Source organism: Streptomyces sp. NPDC015032 (genome assembly GCF_043080425.1).
In the GTDB taxonomy this organism is placed as follows: domain Bacteria; phylum Actinomycetota; class Actinomycetes; order Streptomycetales; family Streptomycetaceae; genus Streptomyces.
On sequence record NZ_JBIBVN010000006.1, the window covers coordinates 1 to 14,204 of the forward strand.

The 14,204-nt window shown below is 69.8% G+C and carries 16 protein-coding genes; 7 read left to right on the forward strand and 9 right to left on the reverse strand.

All coding sequences use genetic code 11. The annotated features are described in order from the left end of the window. The 3 genes from ACF08M_RS11735 to ACF08M_RS11745 all read right to left on the reverse strand — a co-directional run. The coding region (locus ACF08M_RS11735) for an electron transfer flavoprotein subunit beta/FixA family protein (RefSeq protein ID WP_392185073.1) at positions 1-260 on the reverse strand (260 nt) is incomplete at its 3' end. Positions 261-461: 201 nt separating this feature from the next. Further along, a complete protein-coding gene (locus ACF08M_RS11740; protein ID WP_392185074.1) occupies positions 462-968 on the reverse strand; it encodes a flavin reductase family protein in 507 nt (168 codons plus the stop codon). Between the two features lie 197 nt (positions 969-1,165). Further along, on the reverse strand, positions 1,166-1,492 hold the full coding sequence (locus ACF08M_RS11745) for a TlpA family protein disulfide reductase (RefSeq protein ID WP_392185075.1): 327 nt from the start codon (positions 1,490-1,492) through the stop codon (positions 1,166-1,168). Positions 1,493-1,711: 219 nt separating this feature from the next. Here ACF08M_RS11745 and ACF08M_RS11750 point away from each other — a divergent pair, with 219 nt between their 5' ends. Further along, positions 1,712-2,434, forward strand: a complete 723-nt coding sequence (locus ACF08M_RS11750; protein ID WP_392185076.1) for a lysophospholipid acyltransferase family protein — start codon at positions 1,712-1,714, stop codon at positions 2,432-2,434. A 148-nt stretch (positions 2,435-2,582) separates the two neighbouring features. Here the strand turns inward: ACF08M_RS11750 and ACF08M_RS11755 are convergent, their stop codons facing one another. The 4 genes from ACF08M_RS11755 to ACF08M_RS11770 form a co-directional block, all read right to left on the reverse strand. After that, complete coding sequence (locus ACF08M_RS11755) at positions 2,583-3,185, reverse strand: transglutaminase domain-containing protein (protein ID WP_392185077.1); 603 nt, start codon at positions 3,183-3,185, stop codon at positions 2,583-2,585. An 85-nt stretch (positions 3,186-3,270) separates the two neighbouring features. Beyond that, the gene (locus tag ACF08M_RS11760) at positions 3,271-4,350 is read right to left on the reverse strand and encodes a threonine aldolase family protein (protein WP_392185078.1); all 1,080 of its coding nucleotides are present in this window, start codon (positions 4,348-4,350) and stop codon (positions 3,271-3,273) included. After that, entirely contained in the window at positions 4,329-5,096 is a 768-nt protein-coding gene (locus ACF08M_RS11765; protein WP_392185079.1) for an SDR family NAD(P)-dependent oxidoreductase, read from the reverse strand. Before ACF08M_RS11765 ends, ACF08M_RS11760 begins: the two co-directional genes overlap by 22 nt. Positions 5,097-5,122: 26 nt before the next feature. After that, positions 5,123-6,520, reverse strand: coding sequence for a DUF6421 family protein (locus ACF08M_RS11770; protein WP_392185080.1), 1,398 nt, complete (start codon positions 6,518-6,520; stop codon positions 5,123-5,125). Positions 6,521-6,830: 310 nt separating this feature from the next. On the opposite strand from ACF08M_RS11770, the gene ACF08M_RS11775 reads away from it, so the two are divergent. Continuing rightward, on the forward strand, positions 6,831-7,481 hold the full coding sequence (locus ACF08M_RS11775) for a glycerophosphodiester phosphodiesterase (protein ID WP_392185292.1): 651 nt from the start codon (positions 6,831-6,833) through the stop codon (positions 7,479-7,481). Between the two features lie 75 nt (positions 7,482-7,556). Here the strand turns inward: ACF08M_RS11775 and ACF08M_RS11780 are convergent, their stop codons facing one another. Continuing rightward, positions 7,557-8,108, reverse strand: coding sequence for a GNAT family N-acetyltransferase (locus tag ACF08M_RS11780; protein WP_392185081.1), 552 nt, complete (start codon positions 8,106-8,108; stop codon positions 7,557-7,559). Between the two features lie 78 nt (positions 8,109-8,186). Between ACF08M_RS11780 and ACF08M_RS11785 the strand changes: the two genes are divergently transcribed. After that, positions 8,187-8,573: a VOC family protein gene (locus ACF08M_RS11785; RefSeq protein ID WP_392185082.1), complete on the forward strand. Its 387-nt coding sequence runs from the start codon at positions 8,187-8,189 to the stop codon at positions 8,571-8,573. Between the two features lie 90 nt (positions 8,574-8,663). Here the strand turns inward: ACF08M_RS11785 and ACF08M_RS11790 are convergent, their stop codons facing one another. Next, the gene (locus tag ACF08M_RS11790) at positions 8,664-10,082 is read right to left on the reverse strand and encodes a PLP-dependent aminotransferase family protein (RefSeq protein ID WP_392185083.1); all 1,419 of its coding nucleotides are present in this window, start codon (positions 10,080-10,082) and stop codon (positions 8,664-8,666) included. A 105-nt stretch (positions 10,083-10,187) separates the two neighbouring features. Between ACF08M_RS11790 and ACF08M_RS11795 the strand changes: the two genes are divergently transcribed. From ACF08M_RS11795 to ACF08M_RS11810, 4 genes are all read left to right on the forward strand, one after another. Continuing rightward, positions 10,188-11,456, forward strand: a complete 1,269-nt coding sequence (locus ACF08M_RS11795; protein WP_392185084.1) for a Tm-1-like ATP-binding domain-containing protein — start codon at positions 10,188-10,190, stop codon at positions 11,454-11,456. Positions 11,457-11,566: 110 nt separating this feature from the next. After that, positions 11,567-12,391: a phosphoenolpyruvate hydrolase family protein gene (locus ACF08M_RS11800; protein WP_392185085.1), complete on the forward strand. Its 825-nt coding sequence runs from the start codon at positions 11,567-11,569 to the stop codon at positions 12,389-12,391. 168 nt (positions 12,392-12,559) lie between these two features. Further along, positions 12,560-13,177, forward strand: coding sequence for a DUF5134 domain-containing protein (locus tag ACF08M_RS11805; RefSeq protein WP_392185086.1), 618 nt, complete (start codon positions 12,560-12,562; stop codon positions 13,175-13,177). An 86-nt stretch (positions 13,178-13,263) separates the two neighbouring features. After that, positions 13,264-14,199 (forward strand): M56 family metallopeptidase, encoded by a 936-nt coding sequence (locus ACF08M_RS11810; RefSeq protein WP_392185087.1) that lies wholly within the window; start codon positions 13,264-13,266, stop codon positions 14,197-14,199. The last annotated feature ends 5 nt before the right edge of the window (positions 14,200-14,204 follow it).

Genomic DNA, 14,204 nt, shown 5'->3' on the forward strand with positions numbered 1-14,204 from the left:
ACATGAACAGCCTTGTCCGCACCCATCGACAACGCCTTGCGCAACGCGTCCTTCGCGTCCTCCGGACCCACCGTCAGCACAGTGATCTCCGCGTCGTCCGCCCCCTCCGCGATCTGCAGCGCCTGCTCCACCGCATACTCGTCGAGCTCCGACAACAGACCATCGACATCCTCACGGTCCACCGTCAGGTCATCGGCGAAATGCCGGTCACCCGTGGCATCGGGCACATACTTCACACAGACAACGATCCTCAAGCTCACGCCGGCTCTCCTACTGCATCGTCTTTTCTGGGCTGCCTTGTTGCACGCAGCATAGGCGTCTGGTGGGGCGGTTTCCGGTCGGGGCGACCGACGCTCCGAAGGAAATATTACTAGCCAGTACAACCAGTGCTTTACCCATGAGCAAGCGCTTGGAACTGTGATCTGCCCAACGTGCGGCGCCCATGCGCCGCTTGGGAGCCCTCAGTCCCGCAAGGCGGCGAAACGGCCCTGGTGATAGAGCAGCGGGCGACCGCCGCCGGCCGGGTCGCCGACCACGGCCTCCGCGATCACGATGCGATGGTCCCCCGCCGGGACCCGGGCCACCACCCGGCAGACCAGCCAGGCGAGCACACCGTCGAGAACCGGCACACCTTCTGGGCCACTGCGCCAATAGGTGGACGGGCCGAACCGGTCGGCGCCGCTGCGGGCGAACGTGGCCGCCAGTTCCTGCTGGTGCTCGCCGAGTATGTGGACACCGATGTGCTCGGCCTCAGCCATGACCGGCCAGCTGGAGGACGAGGTCCCCACTCCGAAGGAGATCAGCGGCGGCTCGGCGGCGACGGAGTTGAGAGAGGTGGCGGTGAAGCCGACCGGCCGGTCACCCGCGGCAGTGATCACTGCCACACCGGCGGCGTGCTGCCGGAAAACCGAGCGGAGAAGTTCGGGAGATGCCGTGCGGGAGGTACCGAGCTCGGGCGATGCCGTCATGGAAATGTCCTTCTACGGAGATGGGCGTGCGGGGCCGTGGTCGCTCAGGCACCCGGACAGCGCGCACTCGCGTGGCGGGCGAGATCCGCATGGACCCGGCCATGGAGAAGGAGTTCCGGCGGCATAGCGTCAGACTGACGATGCGTGGTGGGTGCGGTCAAGGGCGTTCCGCAATGTGGGAGATGCGTCACGGTCCGTCACATCGCCCGCCCCAGCGCGGCGACCACGTCGACGGTGCGCGGCTGCCCCACCGCCCGGCGGACGATCCGGCCAGTGGCATCGAGGACCAGTACGGTCGGCGTCCGGCTGATCTCCAGCTCGCGCACGAGAGTGAGATGCGCCTCGGCGTCGATCTCCACATGGGCGACGCCGTCCACCATGCGTGCCACCTCGGCAAGGGTGCGCCGGGTGGCCCGACAGGGCTGGCAGAACGCGCTGGAGAACTGCACCAGCGTGGCCCGCTCCCCCAGTTCCGCCCCCAGTTGAGCCGCGTCCAGCGTTCCCCCGCGCGTCCGCCCGTCCACCCTCGGCCTCCCGTTCAGAGCTCTTCGCAAGAGGTCAGCACCACCGGGCACCGAGACATTCCCGATGGTTCCACGTGACGAGAATCTCGCGCCCCGCGCCCTCGGAGACTGGCCACCGCGTCGCGCATGGGGCACGATCGGCCCAATGCCGAAAACCTACGGCTGCGTAACTTCCGCCGGGAGATCCCTCCCCAGGCGCTGAAGAAGGGTCTTCCCCAGATGGCAGAACTCGTCTATCGACCGGTCATCGGCGCCGCTCGTACGCTTTTCAAGGCGCTTGACCTGAAGATCGACACTCAGGGTTCCGAGCACATCCCGAAGACCGGTGGCGCGGTACTGGTGAGCAACCACATCAGTTATCTGGACTTCATCTTCACCGGACTCGCGGCGCTCCCGCAGAAGCGGCTCGTCCGGTTCATGGCGAAGGAATCGGTCTTCCGGCACAAGGTCTCCGGACCGCTGATGCGCGGCATGAAGCACATCCCCGTCGACCGCAAGCAGGGCGAGAACGCGTATGCGCACGCGCTCGACTCGTTGCGCTCCGGCGAGATCGTCGGCGTGTTCCCCGAGGCCACCATCTCGGAGTCGTTCACACTGAAGAGCTTCAAGTCGGGTGCCGCCCGGCTGGCCCAGGAAGCCGGCGTGCCGCTGGTCCCCATGGCGCTGTGGGGGACGCAGCGGCTGTGGACCAAGGGACGGCCGCGCAACTTCAAGCGCAACCACATTCCGGTGACGATCCGGGTGGGAGAGCCGGTGGAAGCCCCCACCGACCAGTACGCGGGCGCGATCACCCGGCGGCTGCGGGAGCGGGTCCAGGAGCTCCTGGAAGCGGCCCAGCGCGCCTATCCCGTACGCCCGAAGGATGCGAGCGACACCTGGTGGGTACCCACACATCTCGGCGGTACGGCTCCGACGGCGGCCGAGGTGCGCGAGAGGAGCTGAAGCGGACCATTCACGGCCTCGGCCGAAACGTCACTCCGGGCTCCGGCACGTGACGCGCTCTCCGGAGATGGCCGCAGCCGGGGATGAGGGCGCGTACGTCGTCGGAGACGGCCGGAGGCATCGGCCGTCTCCACCCAGGGACGGGTTCTCAGAGCTCGGTGGGCAGCGTGCGGCACAACTGCGGGCGGTCCTCGGCGGACTTGAGGGCGTGCAGCACGGCCGGATGCGGTGCCGCATGGAGCACCGGGTAGTCCACTCCATTGAATTCCGGCCGTACCGGCCACGCCAGCCGCTCCTCGTCGAGCGAGAAGTGGGCGTCGACGACGCCCGGCTTGTTGCCACGCGGGTCCTGACGGTCCCAGCGATCACGGCCGGGCAGTCGGACCGCGATCAGCCCGTGAAGGGGAATCGGATCCCCGCTGTCCTCGGCGAGTGCCTGGTAGCAGAAAGCGGTCGGGATACCGGCCGCACGGAGAAGGGCGGCCAGCGCATGGGATTTGGAGTGGCAGATTCCGTTGCGCGTCGCGAGAACGTCGGAGGCGCGCCAGGCGACCCGCATGTCTCCCGAATCGGCGGAGTGCGCCATGGTGTCCCGCACGAAGGTGTAGGCGGCGGCAGCGTATGTATATGCATCAATGACACCGCCACGGAGGCGGGCAACCGTCTCTCGCACCAGTGGATGCTCGTGATCGATGGCCTCGTCGGCAGCGAGATAGACGGACATCTCCGGGACCTGCTGGATCAGCTCCATGGTCGCCGAGCGTAGGTATGCGGCCGACCGGACGTCAATCAGTTTCCGGTCGACCGCATATCTATTCACGCCTGTGCGGGCAGGATCACTTCGCCATCTCGTCCTTCAGCGCGAGAACGAATGCGTCGACATCGTCCTCCGTCGTGTCGAAGGAGCACATCCAACGCACATCACCGGCGGCCTCGTCCCAGAAGTAGAAGCGGAAGCGCCTCTGCAGCCGCTCGCTCACTTCGTGCGGCAGCCGCGCGAAGACGGCGTTGGCCTGGACCGGATGGAGGATCTCCACGCCGTCCACCGCGCGCACGCCCTCCGCGAGCCGCTGAGCCATGGTGTTGGCGTGCCGGGCGTTGCGCAGCCAGAGATCTCCGGCGAGCAGCGCCTCCAACTGCACGGAGACGAAGCGCATCTTGGAGGCGAGCTGCATCGACAGCTTGCGCAGATGCTTCATGGCACGGACGGCGTCCGGGTTCAGGACCACCACGGCCTCGCCGAAGATCGCCCCGTTCTTCGTACCGCCGAAGGAGAGGACGTCGACCCCGACAGTGTTGGTGAACGTACGCATCGGTACGTCCAGCGACGCCGCGGCGTTGGCTATCCGGGCCCCGTCCAGGTGGACCTTCATGCCGTGACCGTGGGCGTGGTCGCAGATGGCGCGGATCTCATCGGGCGTGTAGACCGTGCCCAGCTCGGTGTTCTGGGTGATCGAGACGACCTGCGGCATGGCACGGTGCTCGTCGTCCCAGCCGTATGCCTGCCGGTCGATCAGCTCGGGAGTCAGCTTGCCGTCCGGGGTGGGCACGGTGAGCAGCTTGAGTCCGCCCACCCGCTCCGGGGCGCCGCCCTCGTCGACGTTGATGTGGGCGGACTCGGCGCAGATCACCGCGCCCCAGCGGTCGGTCATCGCCTGGAGGGAGACGACGTTGGCACCGGTTCCGTTGAAGACCGGAAAGGCTTCGGCGGTGGGGCCGAAGTGACTGTGCATGACGCGCTGGAGATGCTCGGTGTAGTCGTCCTCACCGTAGGCGATCTGATGGCCGCCGTTGGCGAGGGCGATGGCCGCGAGAATCTCCGGGTGCGTGCCCGCGTAGTTGTCACTGGCGAAGCCGCGTACCTGCGGGTCGTGGTGGCGTCGCGCGTCGGTCCTTACGGTTGCGGGGTCAGCCACAGGCGCTTTCCGTTCACTTCCGGGGCGGGCCGGTCCCAGACGCCGACGATGGCATCGGCCAGGTCCTTGACGTCGGTGAAACCCGCGAATTTCGCATGGGGGCGCTCGGCGCGCATCGCGTCGTGCACCAGTGCCTTGACGACCAGGATCGCAGCCGCGGTCCGGGGCCCTTCATCGCCCCCCGCCTTGCGGAAGGCGTCCGCGAGGGCGAGGGTCCAGGCCTCGGCCGCGGCCTTCGATGCGGCGTAGGCCGCGTTTCCGGCGGTGGGCTTGCTCGCCCCGGCCGCACTGATCAGCACATAGCGACCGCGGTCGCTGCGCTGCAGCCCCTCGTGGAAGGCCAGCGAAGTGTGCTGGACCGTACGGATCAGCAACTTCTCCAGCAGGTTCCAGTCGGCGAGGTCGGTCTCGCCGAAGGTGGCGCTGCCGCGCCAGCCGCCGACGAGGTGGACCAGACCGTCGATCCGGCCGAACTCCTTCTCCGTCTTGTCGGCCCATTCGCGGGCGGCGGCGAGGTCCAGCAGATCGACGGTGTCACCGGTGACAGTGGCACCGCCGTGGGCGTAGCGCGCGGCGTCCACCGCCTCGGCCAGCCGGGTGGCGTCCGCGTCGGAGGCGACGACGGTCGCGCCGGCCTCGGCGAGCCTCAACAGTGCGGCCCGCCCGGCCGGGCCGGCGGCTCCGGCGACCGCGACCACGGCACCTTCGAGAGCGCCGCTCCCGCTGCCCTTGCCGTTTCCGTTCATGGCCACCGCCTCCTCAAGCCCGGCGCTCACGCGGCTGCCCGCTCGGCATCCGCGGCGGTGATCCCCTTGGTCGAGGCGATCACGTTCTTCAGTTTCTTGGAGAGCGCCTCATAGAACATGCTCAGGGGAAACTCGTCCGGAAGCACCTCGTCGACGAGCTTACGCGGCGGCTGGGACAGGTCCAGCGCGTCCGGGCCCTTGGCCCAGCGGGAGCCCGGGTGCGGTGCGAGATAGGTGGAGACCAGGTCGTACGCGGCGAACCAGTGGACGAGCTTGGGGCGGTCGATGCCGTCGCGGTAGAGCTTCTCGATCTCGGCGCAGAGCTGGTTGGTGACCTGCGGGGCGCGGTCCCAGTCGATCCTCAGCGTGTTGTCCGTCCAGCGGATCACGTCATGCTTGTGGAGGTACGCGAAGAGCAGCTGGCCGCCGAGGCCGTCGTAGTTGCGGACGCGCTCACCGGTGACGGGGAAACGGAACATCCGGTCGAACAGGACGGCGTACTGCACATCGCGGCCCTGCGGGAAGCCGTCGGCCTCCAGCTTGACGGCCTCCTTGAAGGCGGTGAGGTCGCAGCGCAGCTCCTCCAGCCCGTACATCCAGAACGGCTGGCGCTGCTTGATCATGAAGGGGTCGAACGGCAGGTCGCCGTGGCTGTGGGTCCGGTCGTGGACCATGTCCCAGAGCACGAAGGCCTGCTCACAGCGCTGCTGGTCGCCGACCATCTCCCGGATGTCGTCGGGCAGCTCGACGCCGAGCAGCTCGACCGACGCCTCGGTGACCCGGCGGAACCGGGCGGCCTCGCGGTCGCAGAAGATTCCGCCCCAGCTGAAGCGCTCGGGGGCCTCGCGCATGGCGACGGTCTCCGGGAAGAGCACGGCGGAGTTGGTGTCGTAGCCCGAGGTGAAGTCCTCGAAGGTGATGCCGCAGAACAGCGGGTTGTCGTAGCGGGTGGCCTCGAGCTCGGCCAGCCACCCGGGCCAGACCATGCGCAGCGCGACCGCTTCGAGGTTGCGGTCCGGGTTGCCGTTCTGGGTGTACATCGCGAAGACGACCAGGTGCTGAAGCCCGTCGACGCGGTCACTGGCCGGCTGGAAGGCGAGCAGCGAGTCGAGGAAGTCCGGTACTCCGAAGCCCCCCTCGGCCCAGCGCCGCAGGTCCACGGTCAGCGCACGGTGGTAGGCGGCATCGTGCGGGAGCAGCGGGGAGAGCTCCTCGACCGCGGCGATCACACGGTCCAGCGTCGCTCCGGCGGTCTCCCTGGACGGTGCCCCCTCGGCGTCGAAGTCGATGGAACCGTCCTTCGACTGCCAGGGGCGGATCTCCTCCACGGCATTCTTGAGCCTCGGCCAAGCAGGGTGGTCGATCACCCGCTGGCCCGCAGTTATGTCACCTGAGGCAACGTCTTGCACAAGAATTTCCGTCATAACACTTCCTCCACAGGAGAACCTCGCGTCAAGCAACCGTATCCATGTGCGGTTCCTCGGGACAAGTGGGACTCCGGAAATTATCCTGCCGACCCCCCATGGCCACCGCGATTCTTCCTGTGCAGAACCTCCACTGCGACCACTTCCGTCGGCTGGACGCGTTCTGGTGGCCGCAAGCAGGTTTCAGGCCACTAGGCTGCCGAATTGCCGTACTGCCGTGGCGCCTCGTGGGTAGGTACCGCACGCGGGAGGACACCGTCGACGAAAGCGAGTTGCCTTGTCTTTTCTCACCATCGGACATCGCGGAGTGATGGGTGTCGAGCCGGAGAACACCCTGCGGTCGTTCGTCCACGCGGAACGGGCCGGGATGGACGCCATCGAATTGGATCTTCATCTGAGCAAGGACGGCGCGCTGGTCGTCATGCACGACACCGAGGTCGACCGCACGACGGACGGCAGCGGTCCGATCGCCGAGAAGACCCTGTCCGAGCTGCGCGAACTCGATGCCGGGCAGGGCGAGCGGGTGCCGGTCTTCGAGGAGGTGCTCGACGCCGTAGGGTCCCCCGTACAGGCGGAGATCAAGGATGTGGCCGCAGCCCGCGCCCTGGCCGAGGTGATCCTGCGCCGCGGCCTCGTCGACCGGGTCGAGGTGTCGTCGTTCCACGACGAGGCGGTCGCCGAGATCGCCCAGCTGGTGCCCGGGGTACGGACCGTGCTCATCGCGAGCCGTTGGCGGAGCGACGTGGTGGAGCGGGCCAAGTCCGTGGGCGCGGCGACTCTGGCGCTGAACATCCGCCGCCTCACCCTGGAGGTGGTCGAACAGGCGCACGCCGAAGGGCTGAAGGTCATCGGCTGGGTGGTGAACACCCAGGACCATCTGCGGCTGGTGCGCGCTCTGCGGCTGGACGGCGCGACCACCGACTACCCGGACATCCGCCGCGCAGGCCGCTTCACCGCTTGATCGCCGGACCGGCCCGATCGGTCTCCGGCTCCGCCGGATCCGTCACCGCCCCGGTCCGATCGGTCGTCGCCCCGGTCAGGCCAGATTCTTGATGAGGAGCTCGAACGCGAGATCGTCGCGCTGGGGGATGCCGAAGCGCTCATCGCCGTACGGGAACGGGCTGAGCTCTCCCGTACGGCGGTAGCCGCGCCGCTCGTACCAGGCGATCAGCTCTTCGCGCACCGAGATGACGGTCATGTGCATCTCGGCCACCCCCCAGCCCTCCCGGACGGTGCGCTCGGCCTCGGCGATGATCACCTTGCCGAGACCGGCCCCCTGCAACTCGGGACGGACCGCGAACATCCCGAAGTAGGCGGCGTCACCGCGGTGTTCGAGCTGGCAGCAGGCGACGAGCGCACCATCGCGCTCCACCACGAGCATGCGGCTGCCGGGCGCTTCGACGACGTGGCGGACACCGTCCGGGTCGGTGCGCTGTCCCTGCAGGATGTCCGCCTCCGTGGTCCATCCGGCCCGGCTGGAGTCACCGCGGTACGCCGACTCTATGAGCCTCACGAGCACGGGCACATCGGTGGCGGCAGCGTCACGGAAGGTCAGCTGTCCGGGGTCCTGGGCAGAGGCGGTGTCCATGGCAGTGGGTCTCCGTTTCTGTATTGCGGCCGTGCCGGAGCAGCGTAGCCTGCCCGCCCGGGGCCTATGGTCGGGCGCATGGTTCATGTGCTGAGCAGTCGGATCCTGATGCGTCCGGCCGATCCCGAGCGATCGCGGAACTTCTACGGGGAGTCCCTCGGGCTGCCCGTCTACCGGGAGTTCGGCACCGGTCCCGAGCGGGGCACGGTCTACTTCCTCGGCGGCGGCTTCCTGGAGGTCTCGGGGCGCGCTGCCACGCCACCGGTGCCCGGTCTCGAACTGTGGATGCAGGTCGCTGACGTCCGGACGGCGCACGAGGAGGTGTCGGCCCGTGGGGTCGAGGTGCTGAGGCCGCCGGTGCGCGAGCCATGGGGGCTCATCGAGATGTGGATCCGCGATCCGGACGGGCACCGGATCGTCATGGTGGAGGTACCGGCGGACCATCCGCTGCGCTATCGCCCCTAGGGGTTTTCGCAGCGGAGCTGCCGCCGACGGTGCGGAGCGCTGCTCGCCCATGCGCGGCCCGGCTTCTCCCGGTGCGGGGCACGGCTTGCCTCAGTGCGCGGCCCGGCTTCGTTCCGCGCAGTCGACGAGCACGGGCAGGGCCTTTTCCAGGCTGCCGTCGTGGTCCGCGAACGGGAGGCGCAGGTGGTGGCGGAAGCCGTCCACCGCGGAGAAGGCGGGGCCGGGAACGATCAGTACGCCCGCGCGGCGGGCCAGTTGAGCGGTGGCCTCGGCGTCGGCGCCGGGGATCTCCACCCAGAGGGCGGAGCCTCCCGCGGGCCGTTCCCATTTCCAACCGGTCCGCCGGTCGCGCAGGATCCGTTCGGTCTCCGTCAGGCGTTCACGCAGCCGGGAGCGGCGTCGGGCACGGGCCTCGGGCAGTTGTTGGAGCAGCTTCACGGCCAGCATCTGGTCCACCACCGGGCACGACAGGTCGACGGACTTCTTGATGTCGGCCAGCCGGCGGATGACGGTGGTGGAGGCGCGGACCCAGCCCAGCCGGAGGCCGCCCCAGAAGAGCTTGGACAGCGTGCCGACGGTGGCGGTGGCGGCGGGCGGCAGCTGGGCGGCGAGGGAGACCGGCGCGGAGTCGTGGTGCAGGGACAGTTCCGCATAGGCGTTGTCCTCCACCGTGTACAGGCCCTGCTCCGCCAGTACGGCGGCCCAGGCGCGGCGGGTGTGCTCGTCCATGCTGCGCCCGGTGGGGTTGTGGACGGACGGCTGCAGATAGACCAGGCGTGGGCGGATGTGGCCGGCCAGCCGCGCGAGAGCGGCGGCGTTGTCGCCGGGGGCACTGTCCGCCGGCAGCGGGACCAGGCGGGCGCCGCGGGCCCGCAGCGCCTCAAGAGCGCCGCGGTAGGTCGGGTCCTCCACGATCACGGTGTCGCCCGGCTCGACCAGCCCCTGCGTGATCAGCCAGACGGCCTGCTGGGACCCGGCGGTCACCAGGATCTGTTCGGGGGACGTCGGCAGGCCGGCCGAGCGGTGGTACTGGGCTATCCCCTCACGCAGTTCCGGCAGCCCGTACGGCAGGTACCCGTCGCCCGCCAGCGCGGCGCCGAGGTCCCGGGCGGACAGGGCGCCGACCGCCGCCGCGACGGCGGGCAGGCCGTCCAGCGCACCGCTGGACAGATCGATGCACCCGTCCCGTGTCCCGAAACTGGCCAGGCGCCCTTCGGTCGCGGGCTCCCCCACCGCCCCGGAGCCCCGCAGCCGGGAGCCGCTGCCCTGCCTGCTCTCCAACCACCCCTCGGCCTCCAGCAGCCTGTACGCGGCCGTCACCGTGCTCCGGCTGACGCCGAGCGCGGCCGCGAGGGCCCGCTGCGAGGGGAGCACCGTGCCGGGAGCGACGTCTCCCCGTTGCGCCAGCTCGCGCAGCGCCTCCGCCAGCAACTGCGGCATCGCCTCCGCGCCGCCCTTGGACCACCCGGTCAGCAGACGCGACAGGCGGGTGGGAGGAATCCGGTCCATGCACCCATCATCACCCGCCGCAGACCAATTGCCGCCAAGTGGCCTTTGCCGCCCTCCGTCGCCTGACACATGATCGGGAGAACGCCGTTGCAAAGGAGCAGGAACATGGCGACCGTGGTGCTCGTCGGGACACTGGACACCAAGGGGGCGGAGTACGCGTGGCTCTCGGCGCGACTGCGCGAATCGGGCTGCGACGTCGTGCTCGTCGACGCCGGGGTGATGCCGCCGCCCGCGGGCACCCCCGCGGGTGACATCGACGCGGCCGCCGTCGCAGCCCGCGCCGGGCACGATCTGGAGGCGCTGCGCGCCGCCGGGGACCGGGGCGCGGCAGTGGCAGCCATGGCGGAAGGCGTCGAGCTGGTCGTCGGCGACCTGCTCCGGGACGGCCGACTGCACGCGGTGCTGGCGGTGGCCGGCAGCGGTGGGTCGTTCATCGCCGCCCGTGCCATGCAGGCACTGCCCGTCGGCGTTCCGAAGCTGCTGGTGTCCACCATGGCCAGCGGAGATGTGTCGCCGTATGTGGGCAGCAGTGACATCACCATGATGTACAGCGTGGTCGATGTCGCGGGCATCAATTCCGTGTCGTCCCAGATCCTGGGGAACGCGGTGGCGGCGGCAGCCGGAATGGCCGTCCACCGCGAGCGGAGCATGAACGTTCCGCACCCCGGTGGCCGGCCGCTGGTCGCCGCCAGCATGTTCGGCGTCACCACGCCCGCGGTCGATGCCGCCCGGCAACGCCTGGAAGAGCTGGGTTACGAGGTTCTGGTCTTCCACGCCACGGGGGCGGGCGGCGAGGCTCTGGAGAAGCTCGCCGCCGGCGGGTTCCTCGCCGGTGTGCTGGACCTGACCACCACCGAACTCGCGGACGATCTGATCGGTGGTGTGCTCAGCGCCGGGCCGGGCCGGCTCACCGCGGCGGGCCGGGCCGGCCTCGCCCAGGTCGTCGCGCCCGGCGCACTGGACATGGTCAACTTCGGCGCCGCGGAGACCGTCCCGGAGCGCTTCTCCGAACGCCATCTCCTCGTGCACAACCCCACCGTCACCCTGATGCGCACCACGGCCGACGAGATGGCGGAGCTCGGCGCCCTCATGGGACGAAAGCTCGGCTCGGCGCGCGGCCCGGCGGCGGTCTTCTGGCCGCTGGGCGGCGTCTCCGCGGTGGACGCGCCGGGCGGCCCGTTCCGCGACCGGGAAGCCGACGCGGCCGGGCTGGCGGCCCTGCGCACCGCCCTGGAGGGCAGCGCTGTCGAGCTGCGCGAGATCGACGCTCATCTGAACGACCCGTCCTTCGCCGTGGCCGCCGCCGACCACCTTCACCGGCTGATCACCGCTCACGACCATTCTCACGCGACCTCCGAGTCGCGCACCGTCTGAGAGCCTGTCGCCTTCCGGGCCACCCGCCCCGAGCCGCACGGCGTCCGATGCGCACCACCGCCGAGCCGCACGGCGTCCGAGTAACGCACCCACTGAACAGGAGTCCTTCCGTGAACCGCAATCAAGCCCTGGCACGCCTGAACGACCAGATCGGCGCGGGCAAGGCCGTCATCGGCGCAGGCGCAGGCACCGGCCTGTCCGCCAAGTGCGCGGAGGCCGGCGGCGTCGACCTGCTGATCATCTACAACTCCGGCCGCTACCGGATGGCCGGCCGGGGCTCGCTGGCGGGCCTGTTGCCGTACGGCGACGCCAACGCCATCGTGCTGGACATGGCGGGCGAGGTTCTTCCCGTTGTCCGGGACGTTCCCGTACTCGCCGGAGTGTGCGGGACCGATCCTTTCCGGATCATGGGCAACTTCCTCGACCAGTTGAAGGCCGTCGGCTTCACCGGCGTACAGAACTTCCCCACGGTCGGTCTGTACGACGGCAAGTTCCGCGAGAACCTGGAAGAGACCGGCATGGGCTTCGGCCTGGAGATCGACATGATCCGCCAGGCCCACGAACGCGACCTGCTGACCGCGCCCTATGTCTTCGACCCCGAGCAGGCCGCCGAAATGGCGCGGGCCGGCGCGGACGTCCTCGTACCGCATGTCGGGCTGACCACCAAGGGATCCATCGGCGCCTCCACCGCACTCACCCTCGATCAGGCCGCAACGGCCGTGCAGGAGATGCACGACGCCGCCAAGCGCGTCAACCCCGACATCATCGTGCTCTGCCACGGCGGACCGATCGCCGAACCCGAGGACGCCCGCTACGTCCTGGAGCACACCTCGGGAATCGCCGGCTTCTTCGGCGCCTCGTCCATGGAGCGGCTCCCCACCGAACGAGCCATCACCGACCAGGCACGCGCCTTCAAGTCCCTCGCCCTCGGCTGACCGAGCCGGAACGGGCACAGCTGACCGGCGGTTGCCCCGGCGAGGGAGCGCACGGCGGGGAACACCCCCTCCGTGCGCTCCCTCGTACCCCAGTGCGCCGCGTACGGCGGCCCCGCTCCGGGCATCGACTAGGGGGACCGACGTCGTACGTCCAGGGGGAGGTGCGCTGTGCACGGACCGGCGGTGTCCGGCTGGCTGCTGATGGCGTTGTGCGGGGTGACGGGCGCGTACTGCCTGCTGCGCACGCGCAGCGGGACCGGGGAGGAGCGCAGGGCGGCGCGTGCGGAGGCGCTGATGGGCTTCGGCATGGCCGCCATGGCGGTACCGGCCGCCGTCGTGACCCCACCGGAGTGGGGATGGGCGGTGTACGCGGTGCTGTTCGGCCTTGCCTCTCTGCGAGCACTGTGGTTCTCCCGGCACAGCGCGCACCATCTGCACCATCTGGTCGGGTCGTCGGCGATGGTGTACATGGCGGTGACGATGGCACCGGGCGTCAGTGGGGCCGGTGGTGGGCACGGCGGACACGCGGGTCATGGTGCCGCGGAGACGGCCGGGGGCCTCCCCCTGCTGACCGGACTGCTGCTGGCGTACTACGCCGCCTATGTACTGAGGTCGGGGACCCGGTTGATACCGGTGGCCGCCGCGACGGGCGGTGGCGGACCGGTCGGAGGCGGGTCGGCCGGAGAAGGGTCCGCCGGCGGTGGCTGGGGCGCACGGCCGGAGCTGGCTCTCGCCTGCCGGCTGACCATGGGGATCGCCATGTTCGCCATGCTGCTCACCCTGTGAGACAGCGGGCGGGCCAAACCGTGGCGTACATCACTTGCCGAGCAGAGCCATACCCGTGGATACCCCACCGCTCATAGGGTGAAGCCATGTTGGTCTCCCTCGCGCTGCTGCTGCTCGGTGCACTGGCCGCCGTCGTCACCCCGCGTCTGATGGCCCGGGCGCGATGGCCGGAGCGTGAGCCCGTTGTCGCGCTGTGGGTGTGGCAATGCGTGGTGGCCGGGGTGCTGCTCTGTTTCGCGCTCTCCATGACGTTCAGCGCTGCCGCGGCCTGGCAGGCGGTGCGCGGGCACGTGTTCGCACCGGCGCCGCGCGCCGTGGTGGAGGCGTACGCACTGGGCGGGCACGGGCAGTGGTCCGCGGCCATGGCCGTGCTGCTGGCGCTCGGCGGAGTATGGACGGCGGCGATGCTGACCCGGGAGATCCATCGCGCCCGGACCCGCCGCAGGCGGCGCCGGGCCGAATTGCTGGTGCGTTCCCCGCTGATGCCCGGTGAGGAGCCCGGCAGCGGTCGGCTCGTCGTGCTGGAGGGAGACCGTCCGGGCGCCTGGTGGCTGCCGGGTACGGCGCCTCAACTGGTCATCACCACCGCGGCACTTGGCCGACTGAAGGGCCGTCAGCTGGACGCGGTGCTGGCTCATGAGCAGGGCCACGCGAAGGCCCGGCACGACTGGCTGCTGCACTGTTCCGGCGCACTCGCGAACGGGTTTCCGCAGGTTCCGGTGTTCGCGGCCTTCCGCGACGAGATGCACCGACTGGTCGAACTGGCCGCGGACGACATGGCGTCGAGGCGATTCGGCCGGCTGACGATCGCTCTGGCCCTGGTGGAACTCAACGAGGACCGGGGGGTGTTCGGCCCCTGCCCGACGCCGGGCGCCCAGCTGCCGCTGCGGGTGACCCGGCTGCTGACTCCGGTGGAGCGGCTCACCGCGGGCCGCCGTCTCCGGCTGACTGCGGCGGCTGCCCTGGTGCCGGTGATTCCGCTTCTGGTGGCCTTCCTTCCGGGACTCCGAGCGCTGGGATAGCCGCG